Below are 22,623 nucleotides of genomic sequence, written 5' to 3' on the forward strand. Positions count from 1 at the left end.
CTTCTCAATCGTTTAGGAGACCTAGTAATGGCATTTAAACTACCGTCCTTGTCAAAGAAAAAACAAGATCAAGAGCTTGACTTAGCTGAATCGGGCGTTCGGGAGTTAAATGATGCTGCCGATTCGATTGAAGAGGCAAGTAATGTAAAAATGCTCCCGTCTGATACTGCAGAAACTTTGCAAGAAGATTTACAGCCGGATCAAGTCGCTGTAGCACCTGCTGAGCGATCTGCGGTAGCGCATGCTGATGCAACTTTTATCGGCGATGTAATTGAAAAAGGTGGCGATATAAGACTGCCTCTGATTGGTGGTTTGCCTCTGCAACGACAGATTCGCGTATTGTTGATTTTGATGATTGCATCACTCTTAGCTGTTGCTCTTTTCGTGTACTTAAACTCCACGCAGTCGACATTGATTTCTACTCAAGCGCAAATTGCGGGTGAGGCGCTGATGCATTCCCAGCGTATCGGTAAAGCCGCACCAAACTCGATCCAAGGTAATCCAGCTGCGTTTAAGCAATTGGATGAAAGCCGCCGGGAATTAAATAACGATTTGAATATTTTGTTGAACGGTGGTTCTTATCAAGGCCGTGACGTGAGTAGGCCAGATTCAACGCTTGAGCCGGTATTGAAAGATACTCAAAAAGCTTGGAAGAACTCCGATAAAGCCGCTGATACGATTATGAAGTTGCGTAAAGAGCTGACAGGTTTCGGCCAGACGTTACAAAAACTGAATGGGTTATCTGGTGGTTTATTGGAATTAACTGAACAAATCTCTACATTAAAAGTGCAAGGTGGTGGTAGTTCCCGTGAAATTTCTGCCTCTGGTCAGTTAGTGATGTTGACGCAACGTCTTGCCCGTAGCGCAAATGAATTCTTGACCTCCGAGGGTGTTAATCCCGAAACAGCATTCTTGTTAAGTAAAGATACCAATACTTTCCGCGACCTGGTGGATGGATTTTTGAACGGCAGTGAGGTTTTACGCCTTACAGCAACAAAAGATGCAGATACACATGAGAAACTGCTAGAGCTGCAAAAATCTTTTGCGGAGTACCAAGCATCAGTTTCCAGCATTCTAGGTAATCTGCAAAATTTTATTGCTGCTAAACAGTCAGAGCAATTATTGTTTAATGAGAACGAAGACTTAAAACAAAAGCTTACTAAGTTGCAAAAAACGTACACCGCACAGCAAGATTCAACCAGTATCTATTTTATATTGATGTTGATTAGTGCGGTATTCGCGTTGTTATCGGCTGCTGGCATTGCGTTAGTGCTGTTGCAAGATAGTCGTAATCGTACAAAAGAAGCGAATGAACGTCGGGTTGAAGCTGGGGCACAAATGTTGCAGGCGCAAAAGCAAGAGGAAGAAGCAAAAGCTGCAAATGACCAAAATCAGGCTGCGATTTTACGGTTAATGAATGAATTGCAAGAAGTTGCGGATGGTGACTTGACGATTCAGGCAACGGTATCAGAGGACATTACTGGCGCGATCGCCGATTCGGTTAACTACACGGTGGAAGAGTTGCGCGGTCTGGTTGGTCGTGTAACGTCAACAGCAGCGCAAGTTACTTCAGCATCGAATCATGCGCAAGGTATTTCAAACGATTTGCTGGAAGCATCACAGCAACAATCACGTGAGATTTCTGATGCGGGTCAAATCGTTGTGACAATGGCGCAGGATATTACTGATGTATCACGCTCAGCTAATGAATCGGCCGAGGTTGCGCGTCAATCCGTTGCTGCGGCAGAGCAAGGTTCCCATGCGGTGGAAAATGCGATCAAAGGTATGAACGAGATTCGCGAGCAAATTCAAGAAACATCCAAACGAATTAAACGACTGGGTGAATCCTCACAAGAGATTGGTGAGATCACAGAGCTGATTTCCGATATTACCGAACAAACTAATGTTTTGGCGTTGAATGCGGCGATTCAGGCAGCTTCAGCAGGTGAGGCAGGTCGAGGCTTCTCGGTGGTTGCGGAAGAGGTTCAGCGACTGGCGGAACGTTCAGCTGAAGCGACCAAGCAGATTGGTGCGCTGGTTCGTACGATTCAAACGGATACGCATGATGCGGTTGCTGCGATGGAAAAATCAACACAAGGTGTGGTTGAGGGAGCGAAGCTATCCGATGCTGCTGGTACGGCCTTGTCTGAAATTCGGAGCGTTTCTAATCGTTTAGCGGAACTGATTCAAGGCATTTCTTTGGCGACCGAGCAGCAAGCGACTTCTGCGAATGGCGTTGCGCAAAATATTCAACATATTTTGACGATCACAGAGCAAACTCAGAGCGGTACGCAACAAACTGCGCATTCTATTAGTGAATTGTCGATGTTGGCTGAAGAACTTAGAAACTCGGTATCTCGCTTCCGAGTTGCTGCTTAGTTACGTAACTAATTTTGTTCGCTAACTTCTTCAGCTAATGGCTGTTTTATAAATATGTGTATTGATGTGCATATGCAGTCAAATCATAAATGCAAGGCGATAAGCGAAGGTTTATCTCCCTTTGAGTTTGCGGGGTACGCATGACATCTGATTTTTCAAATTCGCAAGAAACTTCCCATGACCAGTTTGACATTGGCCCACTATCTTGGGTGATGGGGGAAGTTCGCGAAGCCATAACCAGTGCTGGAAAATTACTGTCGGATGCGGTTGTCCAAGATAGCGACAGCAAATCCACTATGCTCTTGCATGCTAAAAGCTACTTGCATCAGGCGCATGGCGCTTTGCAAATTGTTGATATCGACGGTGTCTCTATCGTTACGGAGACAATAGAAGACCTGGTCGAACGACTGCAAACAGGACAGTTAGGTATGTCACAACCGCACGTTGATGTGATCAACGACGCTTTTCATGCTATTTTGCGTTATCTGGAAGACTTATTATCTGGCGGTGCTCACCAACCTGTGCGCTTGTTTCCATACTACCGTGCTTTGCTGCAACTAAAAGGTGCTGAAAGAATCCATCCTGCTGATTTGTTTTTTCCTTCATTGTCAGTTCAAGAACATATTCCTGAGCTGACGCTAGGCTCTAACATCGTTAAGGTTGATTACAGTCATCTCAGACAGCGGTTTGAGAAACTTTTGCTTGTGGTATTAACCAACAAAGATAATGTACAGCAGTTGCAAGCTGTGCAAACCATGCATGATTTGATTGCTGAGGTAGAGCGAGTACAAACAACTCCTCAGACGAAAGCCTTTTGGTTGGTAATGCGCGGCTTTACAGAAGCGGTAGCTAAAGGCCTGATAAAAAATGAACAGTATGTAAAACAAATTTTCGGACGTATTAATTTACAGATACGTCGCTTGGTTGACGGTGTCTCTAGCATTCCTGAGCGCTTATTACGCGATGCCCTGTTTTTCATCGCGCAGGTTGATCAGCCCTCTGAATTTGTTGCGCAAATTCGTCGTGCCTACCAATTAGATAATCAAGTTCCGCTCGATTATGATCAAAAGAACTACGGGGAAATTCCTGCAAATATTCTGGTAACGGCCAAAGAACAAGTTGCAAATTTAAAAAATTTGTGGGGCAGAATTGCTAACGGTGACATGAGCGTTGCGGATCGCTTTTCACAAAAAATGAAAGATCTAGCGGATAGCTGTTCGCAGCTTAATTCGTCTTCACTGTCCAAGCTGTTACGCGAATTGAGCGGTATTTCGCGTCACGCCGCGCATACTTCAGATAATAGTAAGATTGGCATTGAGTTAGCTACAAGCTTGTTATTTGTTGAGAATGCTTTAGACCATATTACTCGCTTACCGGCTCACTTCTCAGAGCGTGCAGATGAAATTACGGCGCGCCTATTGTCGTTAGTGTCTGGAGACGAGCCACCTACCCAAGCGGCATGGATGGGTGAGATTTCTAGAGAGGCCCAACAAAGACAGACGATGTCAGTCTTGGTTGCCGAGATGCAGTCCAGTTTGCGCCAGGTTGAAAAAGTCTTGGATGAATATTTCCGCGATCCTAATAGTTTAGAGGCACTGACTCCAGTAGACCCAATTTTGCACCAGATCGGTGGCGCGTTAGCTATTTTGGATCAAGATGATGTGATGCTTGCTGTAGAGCATACGCGTAAAGTGATAGGACAATTTGCCGGACTTGCTGGCACTGAGCATGCTAAGAATGCATATCAAAATGTGGCTCAAAACATTGGAGCCTTGTCATTTTTTATCGAAATATTACAATCGCAGCCTGATACCGCAAAGAAAAAATTCAATTTCGATCCGGATGCAGGTTTACTGCGTACGAAACTGCTAGACAAAAATTCTGACAAAGAATTACTACCTACCTCACTCAATATAGCTCTGTCGTCTTCTGACTCAACTAAAGTTGCTGAAATCAATCATAGTACAAGTCATTTAGCTGACGTCGTTACTGCGGAACAAGAGCTGTTAAATCAACAGCATCAATCCGACATGCTAGTTGCTTCTTTGGTGGAGCAGCCTAGTAATTTCGAGCTTCAAGCACAATTAAAAGACTCACTGGAGTCTGAGCGTTCGGTTGCTGCTTTGTTGGACGATGCAAATGCGAATACTAGAGCCAATGCTGCGATTAATTTGTTAGATAAGGCCGGTGCGACGATGTCGCAAGATTCTTTGAACGACATCGTTGCAGCGACGACGCATACAGTCACTGAATCTACGCCAACTTATGTACCTGAATTGCCTGAAGGTGATGAGGCAATTGATGCCGAGTTATTGGAAATTTTCCTGACAGAAGCGGATGAAGTATTAGAGTTTGTCCGCAAGACTGTGCCTCACTCCAGACACAATCCAAATAATCAAGAAGACCTGACTAGCTTGCGTCGCTCTTTCCATACTCTAAAAGGAAGTGGGCGGATGGTTGGTCTGACCGTCTTTGGTGAGGCCGCCTGGAGCATAGAACAGGTGATGAATCTGTGGCTATCTGAGTCGCGAAACGGTAATGAAAATTTATATGCATTGCTTGATAAAGCTGCGGATGAATTAACTGTATGGGTAGAAGATTTAAAGCAATCTGGCTACTCAACGAGAAATGGTCATGCTGTTATTGCCGCTGCTGAGAGGATGAAGGCGGGACAAGATTATTCATATATAGAAGAGCGGCAAGCTACGCCATTAAGTGAAATAGCAAATGAAGTAGTTGGCACCCCAGCGTTACAAGAAAGTATCGATGCTGAGCCTGAAGTTTCTGAGATAGTAGCTACTCAGGTTGTAGAGGAAAATACCTCTGCGACTGAACACGAGTCAGTAGAGGAAGTAATCCAAGCGATCGCACTCGAGGACGAGGCGGACGATTTACATAGTGAGGCATTGACTGAGCATGCTGACTTGGCCGCTTTTGTGGCAGAAATACCTGCACATGCCGAGTTGCAAGAGCAGGACAGTCCAATATTAGACGAGCCTTCGCATGATTTGCTGGTTGCGTCTCCGAATGCGGACAATCTTCCTGATTTAAATGTTGACGATGTTTTGCCTGTTTTGCCACTAGCCGAACACTTGGACGACAGTAAGTTAGATTCGACAAGCTTAAATTCTGCCAACCTAGACGTAACGAATTTAGATGCTCCTGATCAGGTCGCCGATACTCAAGATACTAATCAAGTTAGCGAATCTGCAGATACAGCTCATGCCACTGCATTGACTGATAATTTGATCGGCACTAGCAGTGCTCAAATTATTGAATTCCCTGATTTGTCCAAGCCTTTATCGACGCAAGATGATAATGTCAAACGTATTGGCGATATCGAAATTAGTTTGCCATTACACACGATTTACATGGCAGAGACGGATGAAATTGTTCGTTTCTTGGCGCAGGACTTTGCAGAATGGCGACACGAGCCACATCGCCCAGTATCTAAGCACGCAGTTCATGCAGCACATTCTTTGGCTGGTAGTTCTGCTACTGTCGGATTGAAAGCGGTGCAAGAATTAGCGCATTGTTTAGAAATGGTTTTGCAGCGCTTGGAACGCCACCCTGTCACTTTAGATAATGCTGAATATGACGTAGTAGATCACAGCGTCGATGCTGTTAAATCGATGCTGCAAAAGTTTGCCTTATCAGAAATGGCTGAGCATGCGCCAACTGAAGTACGTCAATTAGAGAAATTGCTGCAAGCAATTATCGGGCGGTCAGATGCTGGTGCCGATGATGAGTTCATTACATCCACAAATGAAAAACTTGATTTAAACGACCTTAGCGAATCACCTGATATTGTTGAGACTAAGGATTTAGCTGCTCAGTCCGATTCTTTCGTAGAAAATTCAATCGATACTGCAGAGGATGTTTCTGCTGAAACCACTGAATTTGAAGCCTCTGAAGTACATGGAGAAAATGCAGATACTTCTCTTGTTGATATTTCGCAGCATGATGTCCCTGAATTAACTGCATCTTTAGGCAATCAAGACTTAGTTGCTACTGAGCACCCCGTGTTAGAAGTTGCTGAGATGCCGGTAGTTGAGGATACTCATCAAGCTACCTTGGCTTCACCTCCAGTTCTAGAGTGGAGCGAGCCAGACCCAGAGCCGGAAGTTCAAATCATAGAAGTTATAGCGCAGCCGCTGGAGACCCCAGCGCCTGCAGATTTATTGGTAGACGCTACTGTTGCCAGCGCATACGAACCTGCGGTATTGAGCTCAGATCCTGATCTACGCATTAAAGATGATCTCGATCTTGATTTGCTGCCAGTATTTATCGAAGAGGGTCACGATTTGTTGCCTATGGTTGGGCAGCTATTGCGTACTTGGAAGCAGCAACCAGAAGAGATCGCGGTACCACAATCTATTCTGCGTTTGATGCATACAATCAAGGGTAGTGCTCGGATGGCTGGTGCGATGGAATTGGGTCAGCACACTCATGATATGGAAACTCGCCTTGAAAACCTGATGCACGCAGGTGCTGGCGGGGTGGCACGATTATCCTTGATGGATGATCTGCTGATGCGACACGATTACAGCATGCAATTGTTTGACCGTTTGCAAAATCCAAATGCGGTCGAAGTACAAGCGCCAGCAGCACCACTTACAGCAGCGCAAGAGCTAGATCAGTTCCAAGAGACTTTGAGTGCGCCAGTTGCTGAAGTAGTGCAAACACCAAGAGAATTGGTAAGCCTGACCTCGATTTTGCCGCTGCAGTCTTCCAGTCCGTCATTTAATAAAGCGGTCAGTTCCACGCCTCGTACCACTGTGCCAGCGGCTACAACACCCGCAGCACCGGTGCCGTTGGTGCGGGTACGGGCAGATATTCTGGATCGTCTGGTCAATCAGGCCGGTGAAGTTTCTATCTCTCGCTCCAAACTAGAAAATGAAGTAAGCACCTTACGTACTTCGTTAACTGAATTGACCGATAACGTAAATCGCTTGCGCGATCAATTGCGTGAAGTAGAAATTCAGGCAGAAACGCAAATTACATCGCGTATGGCGATGTCCGGTGATCGTGAATTTGATCCATTAGAATTCGACCGGTTTACCCGTTTGCAAGAACTGACACGGATGATGGCAGAGAGCGTCAGCGACGTATCTACTGTGCAAAATAACTTGACTCGTACGATTGACAATGCATCCAATGACTTGCATGTGCAAGCGCGCCTGACGCGTGATTTGCAGCAGGATCTGATGCGTGTTCGTATGATTCCTTTTGCTAGTATCTCTGAGCGTTTATATCGTGTGACACGTCAGACTTCAAAAGAGGTTGATAAGCGCGTCAATTTAGATATTCGTGGCACCTCAGTTGAGATCGATCGTAGCGTGTTGGAAAAAATGGTTGGACCTTTCGAACATTTGTTACGTAACGCTATTGTCCATGGCATTGAGTCACGCGAATCACGTCGTCAAAATGGAAAAGAAGAAACAGGTGAGTTGCTAGTTGAAATTCGTCAGGAAGGTAACGAAGTGGTGATCCACTTTACTGATGATGGCCAAGGTTTGAATCTGGCACGTATCCGCGAAAAAGCCAAAACGGTAGGTTTGCTTGGCTATGACGAAAGCGCTAGTGATGCTGAAGCCGTCAACATGATTTTTGAGCCTGGCTTCTCAACTGCCAACGAAGTAACCGAGTTAGCCGGGCGTGGTGTTGGCATGGACGTAGTTCGCTCCGAAGCGGCATCCTTAGGCGGTCGGGTTGAAGTAACTTCTGTCGAGGGTAAAGGTGCGCACTTTACTATTCACTTACCACTGACTTTGGCTGTGACTCAAGTGGTTATTTTGAAGTCAGGTGGAAAAACATTTGCAGTGCCGTCCGTCTTGGTAGAGCAAGTACAGCAACTGAAATCGGCTGTATTAGCTAATGCCTATAACGACGGCGCAATCATGTGGCAAGGCAATCGCGTTGCCATGCATTATTTGTCTACCTTGCTTGGTGAGAATGAAGTTGCACCGACTTCTCAACAATACACTCCTTTATTGATTATGAAGAGTGGTGCTGAGCGCGTCGCAATTCATGTTGACGATATCGTCGGTAACCGCGAGGTTGTGGTTAAAAATATTGGACCACAATTAGCGCGTATGGCAGGTATTGCTGGCGCAACGGTGTTGGGTTCAGGCGAAATTGTTTTAATCCTTAATCCTGTGCCTTTGGCATATAGAATGGAGCACGAACATGCTCGCCATCCTAGTGCAACACCAACGCCAGAAAATCCAGAAATGGGTGCCGTCGCTAATCTCAATACCGAGCCAAGTAAAGTCCAATCGGTCCCAGTACAAGGTTTGCGGACTCAGCACACCATTATGGTGGTGGATGATTCGTTGACTGTACGCCGGGTGACACAACGCTTGTTGACGCGTGAAGGCTACCAGGTTGTGTTGGCAAAAGATGGCATTGATGCGCTGGAACAATTGCAGTCGGTTACTCCCGATGTCATGCTGGTAGATATTGAAATGCCACGCATGGATGGCTTCGATTTGACGCGCAACGTACGCAGTGATGCACGTACCAGTCATATCCCTATTATCATGATTACCTCACGTACTGCGGATAAGCATCGCAATTACGCGCAGGAGTTGGGTGTAAATGAATATTTTGGTAAGCCGTACCGCGAGGATGATTTATTGGGAGCGATTGTGCGCTTCGTAGGTAAAGAAGCCGTTGTCATTTAATTCTCTCCACCTGAGAAGTTCAATTTTAGATCAGCTTCTTGATTAAACTTCTCAGTAAAAATGTTCTGACGAGTCTTAAAAATGCACCCTAATCAGGTGCATTTTTTTCGTCCGGTTTTTTCACAACGGCATAGCGTGCCAGTGTCGCCTTACGCGCCTGATCATGAGCAATCACCGGCATAGGATAATTTTTACCTAAGCGGATACCAGCAAGTTCCAAGACCTCAGTTGTCTGTGTCCAGGGCGCGTGAATTTGCTTGTTACTGAGCTTGCTTAATTGGGGTAAATACTTGCGAATGAACTTAGCTTCTGCGTCAAATTTCTCTGATTGTGTTACAGGATTAAAGATGCGGAAATAGGGTTGCGCATCACAGCCAGAAGAGGCCGCCCACTGCCAGCCACCATTATTTGCCGACAAATCAAAATCATTTAAATGTTGCGCAAAATAACGCTCACCCCAGCGCCAGTCTATCCCAAGGTCTTTGATCAGAAAACAGGCCGTCACCATTCGTAAGCGGTTGTGCATATAGCCAGTTTGATTCAGTTGCAGCATGGCAGCGTCGACTAATGGATAGCCAGTACGTCCCTCACACCAGGCCGCGAATAAGGATTCTGCGCGAGCGCCACTTTCCCACTGGATGGCGTCATAATCAGGTTTAAAAGCATGACCAACTACGCGCGGATGGTGATTCAGGATCATGAAATAAAAATCCCGCCAGATCAGTTCATTCAACCAGGTTTGTGCGCCCGATTGGTCTGCCACTGTACGCACGCAAGCCATCGCCTCTCTGACCAAATGGCGCACTGAGACAGTCCCAAACCGTAAATGTACCGATAGATACGAGGGACCTTTAACTGCCGGATAATCCCGCGCCACATCATATCGATGAATTCGATGTAAAAAATCCTCAAGCAATTTGGCTCCGCCGGACATGCCTGCCGGTATATTCATATGGGAGTCGCTTGTGTCGCTGAACCCCATTGCCTGCAAGCTTGGTATGCTTTCATCCAGAAATGCTCTTAATCGGTCAGCATAGGTTTCAAGCGGATAAGGCTTGCTATAAAAGTCGCTGCCTTCTGCATAGAATTTTTTTAGCCACGCGTTTTTGTAAGGCGTAAATACTGAAAAAGTTGTGCCAGCCAAGGACAAGACCTCGTTTTTTTCAAAAATCACCTGATCCTTGCAGGTGTGGAGTGCGCAGTTAAAACTGGCTAGCCGAGTTTTAACAATGTTGTCCCGTGCAATTGCCTGCGGTTCGTAGTCATGATTAGCGAACACGGCAGAGGCACGCAACTCCGCTGCCAGTCTGGGTATTTCTTCCTCAGAGTCGCCATGCAGGACTATCAGACTCCCGCCCATTTTTTTCAGCTCTTTCGCTAATTCTTTGATGCTTTCGTAGATAAACCAGACGCGCCTGTCGTTGGCAGGCAGTCCTTGCAAAATCGTGGCATCAAATATAAAAACACAATATACCGCTGCGCTGTGTTTCAGCGCGGCATATAAGGCAGCATGGTCAAAGCTGCGTAAATCACGTCTGAACCAGACTAAAGAAACGGGCAAAATATCGGTGGAAGCAGGATGGGTTGTCGGGGAAGAAGAGGTCATTTTATGAATTAATTGACATGATTTTCAGGTGGCAATGCGAGTGTTTGCGCACCTTAGCACACATCGAAAAAGCACGCCAAAAATGCTAAAATGTCGCCATGGCGAAGCAAATTAAACCCCCGAAGTCCGACAATCCAGTGCGACAAGAGCCCGAGGCTACTATTGCGCCTGATCAAGTGTCTCCTGCGTCTTCTGGCGCATCTGCTCCAAACTCTTCTGAGCCGCAACACCAACCGCAAGCAAAATCTGCAGCGGAATTAAATCTGACCAATCATTTTTTGATCGCCATGCCATCCATGCTCGATCCGATTTTTGGTGGAACCGTGATTTACCTGTGCGAACATAATCAGCGCGGCGCTATGGGCTTAGTGATTAACAGGCCGACTGATCTGACAGTCGCGGGCCTGTTTGACAGGATTGATCTTAAGTTAGAAATTATCCCCAATTCCCATCCCATGCGTGAGAAGCCTGTGATGTTCGGCGGCCCCGTGCAGGATGACCGGGGCTTTGTATTGCATGCTCCGGTTGGCAAGTTTTCTTCCTCACTCAAGGTAACCGACGAGATTGCTTTCACCACATCGCGCGATGTACTGGAAGCCGTAGCTTCTGGCGATGGGCCGGAACAAGTCATGGTCAGTATTGGTTATGCCGGATGGAGTGCGGGTCAGCTTGAACAAGAAATTTTAGCCAACGGCTGGTTGACGGTAGCAGCAGATGCCAAAATTTTATTCGACTTGCCGATAGAAGAGCGATTTCTGGCAGCGATAAAATTACTCGGCATTGATCCGCTGATGCTCGCCTCCGAGGCAGGACACGCCTGATGACAAGTCTCGCTATGTCTGCTCCAGAATCGATTAATTCTTCCGTTACTTCCTCCGTTATTGTTCCCGGTTCTGCACCTTGCTCTAACATTCTTACAGGCACGATATTGGCATTTGATTTTGGTTTGAAGCGTATTGGTGTTGCTGTTGGTAATACCGTGCTCAGACAGTCGCAGGCGCTCTCCATAATCAGCGCTGCTACCAATGATGCTAAGTTTGATGAAATTGCTGCGCTGATCAAATCCTGGCAACCTATTTTATGTGTGATTGGTTTACCCATGCATCCCGACGGTGCCGAACATGAAATGACGCAGCGCTGCCGGCGGTTTGCTAATCAACTGCATGGCCGGTTTTCCGTGCAGGTGGAGTTGGTTGATGAACGCTATTCTTCCGCCGTCATCCATGCTAAACGTGGTGAGCGTATTGATGCACAAGCTGCGGCACTCATACTGCAACAATATTTTGATGCCACGAATTAACCTCACTAATTGACTCTACTAAATAAATCTTGCCATGACCACTACGAAGCAGTTACCAGAAGCAGAGATGCTCTACCAGCAATTGCTGGCACAAATTAAGGCGCGTGTTGCCAACGATGATCATCTTGCGATTGTCGGTATTTATTCAGGTGGTGCATGGCTTGCTGAGCGACTTACCGGCGACTTGGGGCTGCAGATCAAACCTGGATTTATCGACGTCTCGTTTTATCGTGATGACTATGCCGAAAAAGGTTTGCACGCCGAGGTCAAGCCGACCCAAATTCCGTTTGATGTGAACGGTGCCAGCATTATCTTGGTCGATGATGTGCTCTACACCGGTCGCACCACGCGGGCAGCGATTAACGAACTTTTTGATTACGGTCGCCCCGCAAAAATCATGCTGGCTGCTTTACTGGATCGTGGTGGCCGCGAACTACCGATCGCCGCTGATTTCGTCGCCCACACTGCCGAATTTGAACCCTCTTCATCCGTCAATCTGCGACGTGCAGATTCAGGACAACTTAGCTTCTCAATCGATCATGCATAATCCCCAACTCAATAAAAATGGCGAACTCCAGCACCTGCTGACGATTGACGGCTTGCCAAAATCCATCGTCAATCATATTTTGGATACCGCCTCCTCTTTCGTCAGTATCAGCGACAGAGAAGTTAAAAAAGTCCCTCTGATGCGCGGTAAAAGTGTCTTCAACCTGTTCTTTGAAAACTCTACCCGTACCCGCACCACGTTCGAGATTGCCTCAAAACGTTTGTCTGCTGATGTAATCAATCTTAATATTTCCGCCTCCAGTACCAGCAAGGGCGAATCGTTATTAGACACGATAGACAATCTGGCTGCGATGCATGCCGATATGTTTGTTGTGCGCCATGCCACCTCCGGCGCACCGTTTCTGATTGCCAAACATCTCAATGACACTAAGCAAAATCATGTACATGTGATCAATGCCGGGGATGGACGTCATGCGCATCCGACCCAAGGTTTGTTGGATATGTACACTATCCGTCACTACAAAAAAGATTTTACTAATCTGACGGTCGCTATTGTCGGCGATGTATTGCATAGCCGTGTTGCGCGTTCTGACATCCACGCACTGACGACCTTGGGCGTGCCAGAAGTGCGCGTGATTGGCCCACGCACTTTGTTACCGGGGGGATTAGAACAGATGGGCGTGCGCGTGTTTAATAATATGGATGAAGGTCTCAAAGGCGTCGACGTGATCATCATGCTGCGCCTGCAGAATGAGCGCATGAGTGGTGCCTTACTCCCTTCCGCGCAAGAATATTTTAAAAGCTATGGCTTAACACCGGAGCGACTGGCATTAGCAAAACCAGATGCCATCGTGATGCATCCAGGTCCGATGAATCGTGGTGTAGAGATTGATTCTGCGGTCGCCGATGGTCCGCAGGCAGTGATCTTGCCGCAAGTGACATTTGGGATCGCGGTGCGGATGGCGGTGATGAGCATCGTCGCTGGTAATTGATATTATCACGTAGAAAATAAAGAAGAAAAACCAGTATGAAACTACACATCAAAAATGGCCGAGTGATTGACCCCGCCAACCAGATCGACGGCGTGCAGGATATTTATATTGCCGCTGGCAAGATCGTCGCCATTGGTCAGGCGCCTGCTGATTTTGTCGCGAATAAAATCATCGATGCGACCGGATTGATTGTCGCGCCAGGCTTGGTCGATCTCAGCGCCCGTTTGCGTGAGCCGGGTTTTGAATATAAAGCCACTTTAGAGTCCGAGTTGCAAGCTGCCATGCGCGGTGGCGTGACCAGTCTGGTTTGTCCGCCAGATACTGATCCAGTACTGGACGAATCCGGTTTGGTCGAGATGCTCAAACAACGCGCCAAAATCCAAAACAAGGCACATGTTTATCCCTTGGGCGCACTCACCGTTGGATTGAAAGGCGAAGCCCTGACAGAAATGTCTGCGCTGACCGACGCTGGTTGCATCGGCTTTTCGCAAGCGGATGTCACCATTGCCGACACCAACATACTGCAACGCGCACTGCAATATGCCAGCACTTTTTCTTATACCGTCTGGCTGCGTCCGCAAGATGCTTTTATCGGTAAAGGTGGTGTTGCCCACAGCGGACCGCTGGCATCGCGCCTTGGCTTATCCGGTGTGCCCGTTATGGCAGAAACGATTGCACTGCACACCTTATTTGAATTGATGCGTGCGACAGGTGCCAAAGTCCATCTATGTCGTATTTCATCTGCTGCCGGGTTAGATCTGGTGCGGCAGGCAAAAAAAGAAGGTTTGCTCCTCACTTGCGATGTCGGCGCGCATCACGTTCACCTGACCGATGCCGACATCGGCTACTTCGACGCCAATGCCCACCTCACGCCGCCACTGCGCAGCCAGCGTGACCGCGATGCGATCCGTAGCGCATTATTAGATGGCACGATAGACGCCATCTGCTCAGATCACACGCCGGTCGATGATGATGAAAAACTGCTGCCATTTGCCGAGGCATCACCCGGTGCCACTGGTTTGGAATTACTCTTGTCGCTGACTCTGAAATGGGTAGAGGACAGCCACGGCACAGTCTCCATGACGCAAGCTTTGTCGACAATCACCAACGGTGCCGCCAAGGTCGCCAGCTTGCCTTGCGGTGTGTTGAGTGTCGGCAGCGTCGCCGACCTGTGTCTGTTCGATCCAGCAGCCCGTTGGTTGGTCGAACCCAAAGCCCTGACTAGTCAAGGCAAGCACACGCCATTTATCGGCTATGAACTGCCCGGCATCGTCAAAGCCACCATCGTATCTGGTCATGTTGCGTATGAAGTGGTCTAGCCAAAGTCGCTAGTCCGTACACAGTTGGCTGACTAACTGAAGTGCCTGTTGTTTGGCAAAAATAGGGGAGTATGGGTAAAAATCATACTTAATGTCCAAATAATATATGGACAATTAAAAATACCTACTCCCAGTATATATTTAACTAAAATAGGACTTACGCAAAATTGTCCCAACAAGGCGTAGCGATGACGACAGTGCTTCGCTACGGCTAGGTGCTGCAACGCGGTCGGGGCGGTTTTGCGTAAATCCTGTAAAAAAGATACAGGGTAGGCATGATAGCTTGGCGTTTTATACGTATCATCGTTCACTTGTTTGCGGGCATGCTCACCTGCGCGGCGATTTTTCCATGGACTAGCACTGCAACGCACGAGGCGCTAATCCGCCGCTGGTCTAAAAACTTACTTACCATTTGCAAAGTCAGAGTGCGCTTGATTGATCGCGCAGCCGACTCACCGTCAGCGCACGCGTCTTCCAACGTGCTGGTTGTATCCAATCATGTTTCCTGGTTAGATATTTTCGTATTAAATACGCTGCAACCCTGCCACTTCGTCGCCAAATCCGACATCCGAAAATGGCCACTGGTCGGCTGGCTGTGCGAAAAGGCGGGCACGATTTTTTTAGCCCGCGGCAAGCAACGCGAAGTACGTCGCATCTATGAAGGCCTGGTACATCAGATCGAAGCAGGCAAACGCATCGCCTTTTTTCCAGAAGGCACCACCGCAGCACAGGGTGCAATTTTGCCGTTCCACGCCAATCTGTTTGAAGCCGCCATCGAAGCCCGCGTCCCGGTCCAACCCTTTGCCATCCGCTATGTCGATGCTCAAGGAGCATTGCACACCGCAGCGGATTTTATCGGCGAGATGACCTTTGTCGAAAGCATGCGACTGATTTTGCAAGGCGGCGGCATGACAGCCGATCTGATTCGTCTACCACTCATTTCAACTGAAAACGCACACCGGAGAGAGGTAGCACAAGCGGCTTGGGTATCTGTCGGCGAGGGCTTAGGTTCGTAAGCTCAATAATCGATACAAATTTTTACTTCTGGCCGCTACGTATCGAGCACAGAAGTGACAGATTTTTTCCAGTGTTTAAAAGAAACATTATAGAATCCTTACGGCTGTACCTTATCTTTAACCCAACCAAAGGAAAACGATTATGTCAAAACTATTGGATTATTTGAATGTGCTCGATAAAGATGCTTCCGCTCGTGATGCACACAACGCAGATCCTGCAGGCGCAATGACCACTTTTGGTTTGACTGAAGAAGAGCAGGACGCGTTTATGTCGGGTGATAAAAATGCCGTCGCAGATTTGATTGGTATTTCTGCCGATGAACTTCCGAGCATTGAAGTTACTCAAGGAGTTTAAAATTTAGATTTAGAATCTTCTATTCTAAAAAACACTTGGAAGGGGACGTATTTTGAAAGTGACTGTATCAATTATTTTTCTGATGCTACTGACTTTTACATCCTCTGTATTTGCAGATAGTGCCGAAGAAATTGATCAACAACTTCAACTCTTTTTACAATATATAGACCGGGATATAGCAAAGGCCACTGTTGTATTGCAACATTTAACAGCCGAAAAAATACAATTTACTCAAGAGCAATCTAATAAATTTGTATTGTATAAAGCTTCATATTTAGGATTTGTGGGGCTTCATAAAGAGCGTATTGATATTGTTCAGTCAGTAATCGGAAATATAACTGATCAGAATCTTAAAGTTAAATTTTTAAATCAACTATCCGCATCTTATACGGCGCTAGGAGAATATGACAATGCACTAAATGCAATGAATCAAAGCATTTTATTACTGCCAACGATAGACAGTTACACCGCACAAATCGGTATTCTCCATTCGGCTGCAACTCTTCTATCTTCTCTACGCGCTTATGATGATGCGTTATCTTATGCTGACAGGATAATTAGCCTTCCCAGCCCCCAAGGTAATTTCCAAGCTAAATGTATCGGCTATGCGAATAAGGTACAGATCAATTTTGAACGTGGAAATCATGCTGATGCTCTTTCTTTAATGAAAGATGCAATCGACAGTTGCAACGCTAATGGTCGGAAAAGTATTGTGCTGTTTCTTAGGGGTTACGAGGTAATTGATTTAATTGAGGAGCACTCATATCAACAGGGAATCAAGCTGGGGCTACCTCTACTGATTGAATATTCCAAAGCTGATCAAAAATTAAATAATTTTTGTGAACTAGAGGAGGCCATAGCAAAGGCGTATCTGAAAATTGGGAATTTCTCGCTTGCAGAGACTCATGGTCTAAGTGCGTACGAGCATGAAAAAATAAATCAGTCTATGCAAGTCAGGCAAAAAATTAATACGACTATGGCACTCATTAAGCGCGCTCAAGGGCAGCTAGCTGCTGCTTTAGAATATTCTGACGCTGCATTAGTACTTAAAGATAAAGTATTGAATGAGCAATTGCAAAAAAGCGTTGCCTACCAACGTGTCAAGTTTGATATGCAGGATAAAGCTAATCAAATGAGTTTGCTGGAGGAGAAAAATAAGGTTCTTCGTATAGAGCAACAATTAGAAAAGCGTAATAATCAATTGTTGCTGATAGCAGTAATTTTTGTCATGGGATTGTTGCTATCCATTTTGATCTGGTTGATGAAAACCCTGGAACAAAAAAATCGCTTTCGTCAATTTTCCCAAACAGATGGCTTAACGCAGGTCGCAAACCGTATGCACTTTATGACTTGTGCGACCGATATTTTTGAAAAAAATTCTAGTGGGATGAGTATCATTTTGTTCGATATGGATTTGTTTAAAAAAGTGAATGACACTTTTGGTCATGCTACAGGTGACTGGGTCTTGAAGACAGTGACCGAGGTAGTGCAGTCTCAGCTCCGTAAAGTAGATTTGTTCGGACGGCTTGGAGGTGAGGAGTTCGCCATTTGTATGCCGGACTCGAATTCAGACACGGCCCTGCAGTTAGCAGAGCGCTGCCGCAATGCGATTGAATCTATTGACACCACCGCAAGCGGTCATCAATTCAAATTGTCCGCTAGTTTTGGCGTCGCCAGTTTTCCTGTCAGCCCAAATCGTACATTCAAAGCGACGCTGGAAGCAGCGGATCAGGCCTTATATTTGTCTAAATCTCGGGGGCGTAACTGTGTATCCGTCCATCATCAGTAGTTTTTTATCTAAAGAACGTCTATGTCCAATCAAAAGCAAGGTAAGTTAATTTGTGTTGGCACTGGTTTAAGAATGGCTGGGCATCTGACCCCAATCGCTCAAAGCTATATTGAAAACAGCGATGTGGTCGTTGCTGTCGTGCCTAATATTTTTACCCGCAAATGGCTGCAAGATATCGCTAAAGAATATATTTGTTTGCTCGGCTATTACAGCGATGTCGAGATCGAAGGTAAAGATCGGCGTGATACTTATCGCCGTATGGCCGACACAATTCTGGATCAGGTGCGTGCCGGTAAAACTGTCTGTGCTGCGTTCTATGGGCACCCCGGCATTTTTGCCTGCATCGCTCACATGGCAATTGCCGATGCCAGAGCCGAGGGTTATAGCGCCGTGATGGAGCCTGGCATTTCTGCAGAGGATTGTCTGGTGGCAGATATCGGGATTGATCCGGCCAAAACGGGCATGCAGTCTATGGAGACAACGCAGTTTATGATCTACCAGCATGTGCTTGATCCAACCTGCCTACAAATCTTGTGGCAGCCTGGCTTAGCGGGTGATTTGAGCATGAAGAAGTTTGAGACCAATACCGCGCACTTACAAATACTGGTGAATAAACTGGCTCGTTACTATCCTCTGGAGCACGAAGTTATTTTGTACGAGGCCGCCACCAATCCGATGGAAAAGACGCGTATTGATAAAGTGCGTTTAGGCGACTTACCAACGGCGATGCTCAAAACAATTACGACGTTGGTGATCCCGCCAGCACAGACGATGCAATTGGATCAGACGATCGTGGATCAATTGAATGCGATTGCAGAGGCGAGTAGAGTGAGTCAGCAAGCAGCGTAAGCTTGATTGCCTCGTTATGGAATTAAAACTATAGGATGCGCCATGCGCACTCTAAGGTTAAAAGCATCGTCCAATGATTATGCTGCTTGCAGGTCATTTTCGTGCCAGAAGCCGCAGAATGATTGGACACTCCGTTTGACATTTTTTAAATCAAAGTCGGATAGATCATCTAGCTTTAGCCCGGTTTTTGCTGCTGGGGGCAATCGACTTGTACTACGCTGTGATCATTAAGGCATACCGCCGTCAGCTTGCCACCCCAGACGCAGCCAGTGTCTAAACTCAACAAGTCGTCACGAATGATCAAGCCCAGTGTTGACCAGTGCCCGAAGGCAATCGGTTCGCCTGCGGTCTGACGACCTGGAACGTCAAACCAAGGGAAATAACCATCAGGCGTATCGCCCATGCCATCTTTGCTGGCAAAATCCATCAGCCCATCGCTGCTGCAAAAGCGCATGCGAGTGAGGGCATTGACGATGCAGCGGTAGCGGTCTGCGCCTTGCAGAGTATCGCTCCATTGATCGGGTGTATTGCCATACATCTGACTCAAAAAATCCACATAGTGATCACCGCGCAAAACCGTTTCCACCTCGTGAGCCAAGTTCAAGGCTTCTGTTATTGTCCATGCGGGAAAAACGCCAGCATGGATTAGCAGATGACCTTGCTCCAACAAGGCGAGCGGGCGATGACGCAACCATGTCAATAATTCTTCCCGATCGGGTGCCGCTAAGATATCGTCGATGGTGTCGTTGCGATGGGCTTTGCGGATGCCGTTGGCGACGGCGAGTAAGTGCAGATCGTGGTTGCCCAGCACGCTATTTGCGCGTTCACCCAGACTGCGTATAAGGCGCAACGTGGCTAAGGACTTCGGGCCACGGTTGACCAGATCGCCCGCAAATAACAGACGGGGAGCCGGGGCTTGCTGCGGTACATCTTTGTCTATCAGCGCAATCAGTTCTAACAACTGATCATGGCAACCTTGGATGTCGCCAATGACAAATACCTTGTTAGATTGGGCTGAGGTAGTCAATGCTCTGCACCTAAACGTTTAGATTCTGATCGACTAATTTGCGCATCTTGCTTTTGCTTGTCTCGCATACTGACTGTCATCATCGTCGGCCAGCCGATCAGATGTTGCTCGGTAATTTCTGCTAGCCCGCGCATCCACTCTGGCGATTCATTCAGGCAGGGAATGTAATTAAATTCTTTACCGCCGGCATGCAAAAATTCATCACGGACTTCCATGGCTATCTCTTCCAAGGTTTCTAGGCAATCGGCGATAAAGCCGGGACAAACCACATCAATACGTTTGGTACCTTGTTGTCCGAGCGCTTTTACTGTGGGGGCTGTATAGGGTTGCAGCCATTCTGCGCGTCCCAGCCTTGATTGGAAAGTCACAACATATTGCTCTTTAGTCAGACCTAATTGTTCCGCTAATAAACGGGCAGTTTTATAGCATTCGCAATGATAGGGATCGCCGCGCATTAAAAATGCTTTTGGCAATCCATGAAAACTCATGACCAGTTTGTCAGGGCGACCATAGCTTTGCCAGTGGTTCATGATCGAGAATCGGAGTGCGCGGATGTAGGAATCATGGTCGTGATAACTCCTGACCATACGCAACTCGGGCATGTTTCTAATTTTTTGATAATGCTGAAAAACTGCATCTGCATTGGCACCGGTCGTCGTCGCTGAATATTGCGGGTAGGCAGGCAAAATCAAAATCCTGTCATAGCCATCGGTTTTCAATTTTTGTAAAACAGTCGGGATATTGGGCGAGCCATAGCGCATTGCATGGGTCACATGCACTTCATGTCCACGTTCTCCCAAATAGCCTTTTAAGAGCACCGCTTGTTTTTCAGTATGCACCTTTAACGGTGATCCATCCTTGGTCCAGATCGACGCGTATTTAGCCGCAGATTGTTTGGAGCGAAATGGCAAAATAATTAAATTTAAAATCAGCCACCAAATCATGCGCGGTACCTCTACCACCCGCGGATCAGATAAAAATTCTTTCAGATAGCGACGCACTGCGGAAGTCGTCGGCGCATCTGGTGTGCCAAGATTGATTAAGACGACAGCGATTTTGCCTATTTTGCCGTGGGTGTGATCTGGTTCTTTGAGGAAGCGCATAGTTTTTTATTAAAGTTTTTTAAATTAAGATGCCAGCAATTCTCTGGCATGTTTGCGCGTGGTTGCGGTGATTTCCAGTCCGCCCAACATGCGGGCAATTTCTTCTACCCGTTGTTTGGAATCGAGTCTGGCGATCTGTGAATGGGTTTTGCCATCATCACTGTTTTTGCTGACTTCAAAATGTTGATTGGCCTGACTTGCGACTTGCGGTAAATGAGTCACACAGAGTACTTGCCGGTCCTGCCCTAAACGTTTTAGCAGACGCCCGACGACTTCGGCAACACCGCCACCAATGCCGCTATCCACCTCGTCAAAAATCAGTGTCGGCGTGGCGGTCGCGCACGAGGTGATCACTGAGATTGCCAGTGAAATCCGCGCTAGCTCGCCACCGGAGGCCACCTTTGCCAATGATCTTGGTTGTACACCAGCATGACCCGCTACTTGAAATTCGATTTGCTCCAGGCCGTAACTGGCTGGTTCACATTTAGATAAAGCGATCGCAAACGACCCGCCACTCATACTCAGATCTTGCATTGCTGTCGTTACTGCTGCAGATAATTCTTGGGCTGTCTGACGACGTGCTTTGGATAACTGTTGTGCATTTTTTTTGTAGGTGGCAAACGCTTTTTCTTCCTGCGCTTTGAGTGCCTGAATATCTGATGCATCTGCCAATTGAAGCAACTGTTCGGACAAGGTCGCAAACTCTAAATGTAAGGTCTCAGGCGTCACATGAAAGCGGCGTGCAGTGGAATGAATGCTTTCCATCCGCGCTTCTACCGTACGCAAGCGTGCCGGGTCAAGTTCGATCCGGCTCAGATAATCATTTAATGCATAGCTAGTTTCTTGCAAGTTGATGCGGGCAGAATCTAGTACGTCAATCACAGGTTGCAGAGCAGGATCGTAATCCAATAATTTGGATAATTTTTGTTGCAACGACGATAGCTGCGACAGCATAGGGTGATCGGATTCGGTGATTAGATCGGCAGCTTCTTGCGCTCCTTCGAGCAGACTGGCGGCATGTGCCAGACGGCTATGTTCATGGCTGATGCTTTCCCATTCACCAGGTTGAATTTGTAGCTTATCGAGTTCTTTAACCTGCCATTCCAGACGTTCTTTTTCTAGCAAAACGTTTTTGGAGTCGCGTTCAAACTCCTCTCTTTGTTTGACCAGATTGCGCCAGGTTTTAAATAATTGTGCGACTTCTTGCGCGGATGCTTGCAAGCCACCTTGCATATCCAGCAGCGCCCGTTGCGCATCACTTTTAAGTAAAGACTGGTGTGCATGCTGACCATGAATGTCGACTAACAAATCGCCCAGTTCACGTAACTGTCCTGCGGTAGCGGTGATGCCGTTGATATAGGCTTTGGAGCGACCAGCGTTGTCGATCACCCGACGCAAAATGAGTTGATTGTCGTCATTAGCAAAGTCATGCTCCGTCAGCCATACGGATGAATTGGCGTCTAAAGAAAATTCTGCACAGATATCGGCACGAGCGGCACCTTCACGCACCATACTGGCGTCGCCACGTCCGCCTAAAGAGAGGCTGAGGGCATCAATCAAAATGGATTTACCAGCGCCGGTTTCGCCCGTGAACACGGTGAAGCCAGCAGAAAAATCGAGTTCTATCGCATCGACGATAACAAAATCACGGATAGCAAGCGTGCGCAGCATAAGGGGATTCGGTGTAAAAAAGAG

The 22,623-nt window shown here is 47.1% G+C and carries 15 protein-coding genes; 11 read left to right on the forward strand and 4 right to left on the reverse strand.

The window, feature by feature from the left end:
- Positions 1-27: 27 nt before the first annotated feature.
- Both RGU72_RS19725 and RGU72_RS19730 read left to right on the forward strand, forming a co-directional pair.
- Positions 28-2,379: a methyl-accepting chemotaxis protein gene (locus RGU72_RS19725; RefSeq protein WP_322121368.1), complete on the forward strand. Its 2,352-nt coding sequence runs from the start codon at positions 28-30 to the stop codon at positions 2,377-2,379.
- 140 nt (positions 2,380-2,519) lie between these two features.
- Positions 2,520-9,065, forward strand: a complete 6,546-nt coding sequence (locus tag RGU72_RS19730) for an Hpt domain-containing protein (protein WP_322121369.1) — start codon at positions 2,520-2,522, stop codon at positions 9,063-9,065.
- Between the two features lie 88 nt (positions 9,066-9,153).
- Here RGU72_RS19730 and RGU72_RS19735 read toward each other — a convergent pair whose 3' ends face one another.
- A complete protein-coding gene (locus RGU72_RS19735; RefSeq protein ID WP_322121370.1) occupies positions 9,154-10,671 on the reverse strand; it encodes a deoxyribodipyrimidine photo-lyase in 1,518 nt (505 codons plus the stop codon).
- A gap of 98 nt (positions 10,672-10,769) precedes the next feature.
- Between RGU72_RS19735 and RGU72_RS19740 the strand changes: the two genes are divergently transcribed.
- The 9 genes from RGU72_RS19740 (at position 10,770) to RGU72_RS19780 (ending at position 18,798) form a co-directional block, all read left to right on the forward strand.
- A complete protein-coding gene (locus tag RGU72_RS19740; RefSeq protein ID WP_322121371.1) occupies positions 10,770-11,492 on the forward strand; it encodes a YqgE/AlgH family protein in 723 nt (240 codons plus the stop codon).
- A complete protein-coding gene (gene ruvX, locus RGU72_RS19745; protein ID WP_322121372.1) occupies positions 11,492-11,971 on the forward strand; it encodes a Holliday junction resolvase RuvX in 480 nt (159 codons plus the stop codon). The genes RGU72_RS19740 and ruvX overlap by 1 nt, the downstream gene beginning before the upstream one ends.
- A gap of 34 nt (positions 11,972-12,005) precedes the next feature.
- Complete coding sequence (gene pyrR / locus RGU72_RS19750; RefSeq protein WP_322121373.1) at positions 12,006-12,518, forward strand: bifunctional pyr operon transcriptional regulator/uracil phosphoribosyltransferase PyrR; 513 nt, start codon at positions 12,006-12,008, stop codon at positions 12,516-12,518.
- Positions 12,511-13,470: an aspartate carbamoyltransferase catalytic subunit gene (locus RGU72_RS19755; protein ID WP_322121374.1), complete on the forward strand. Its 960-nt coding sequence runs from the start codon at positions 12,511-12,513 to the stop codon at positions 13,468-13,470. The genes pyrR and RGU72_RS19755 overlap by 8 nt, the downstream gene beginning before the upstream one ends.
- Positions 13,471-13,505: 35 nt before the next feature.
- Positions 13,506-14,789 (forward strand): dihydroorotase, encoded by a 1,284-nt coding sequence (locus RGU72_RS19760; protein WP_322121375.1) that lies wholly within the window; start codon positions 13,506-13,508, stop codon positions 14,787-14,789.
- A gap of 275 nt (positions 14,790-15,064) precedes the next feature.
- Positions 15,065-15,805, forward strand: coding sequence for a lysophospholipid acyltransferase family protein (locus tag RGU72_RS19765; protein ID WP_322121376.1), 741 nt, complete (start codon positions 15,065-15,067; stop codon positions 15,803-15,805).
- 142 nt (positions 15,806-15,947) lie between these two features.
- On the forward strand, positions 15,948-16,160 hold the full coding sequence (locus RGU72_RS19770) for a hypothetical protein (protein WP_322121377.1): 213 nt from the start codon (positions 15,948-15,950) through the stop codon (positions 16,158-16,160).
- Between the two features lie 58 nt (positions 16,161-16,218).
- Positions 16,219-17,949 (forward strand): GGDEF domain-containing protein, encoded by a 1,731-nt coding sequence (locus tag RGU72_RS19775; RefSeq protein ID WP_322121698.1) that lies wholly within the window; start codon positions 16,219-16,221, stop codon positions 17,947-17,949.
- A 21-nt stretch (positions 17,950-17,970) separates the two neighbouring features.
- On the forward strand, positions 17,971-18,798 hold the full coding sequence (locus RGU72_RS19780) for an SAM-dependent methyltransferase (protein WP_322121378.1): 828 nt from the start codon (positions 17,971-17,973) through the stop codon (positions 18,796-18,798).
- Positions 18,799-18,973: 175 nt separating this feature from the next.
- On the opposite strand, the gene RGU72_RS19785 is transcribed toward RGU72_RS19780, so the two are convergent.
- From RGU72_RS19785 to recN, 3 genes are read right to left on the reverse strand one after another with little or no spacing between them, the layout of a single operon-like run.
- On the reverse strand, positions 18,974-19,825 hold the full coding sequence (locus RGU72_RS19785) for a symmetrical bis(5'-nucleosyl)-tetraphosphatase (RefSeq protein ID WP_322121379.1): 852 nt from the start codon (positions 19,823-19,825) through the stop codon (positions 18,974-18,976).
- Positions 19,822-20,928 carry a ferrochelatase gene (gene hemH, locus RGU72_RS19790; protein ID WP_322121380.1) on the reverse strand — a complete coding sequence of 369 codons (1,107 nt, stop codon included), beginning with the start codon at positions 20,926-20,928 and terminating at the stop codon, positions 19,822-19,824. The genes RGU72_RS19785 and hemH overlap by 4 nt, the downstream gene beginning before the upstream one ends.
- A 24-nt stretch (positions 20,929-20,952) precedes the next feature.
- On the reverse strand, positions 20,953-22,599 hold the full coding sequence (recN, locus tag RGU72_RS19795; RefSeq protein WP_322121381.1) for a DNA repair protein RecN: 1,647 nt from the start codon (positions 22,597-22,599) through the stop codon (positions 20,953-20,955).
- Positions 22,600-22,623: the final 24 nt, after the last annotated feature.

Source organism: Undibacterium sp. 5I1 (genome assembly GCF_034314085.1).
GTDB lineage: Bacteria > Pseudomonadota > Gammaproteobacteria > Burkholderiales > Burkholderiaceae_D > Undibacterium.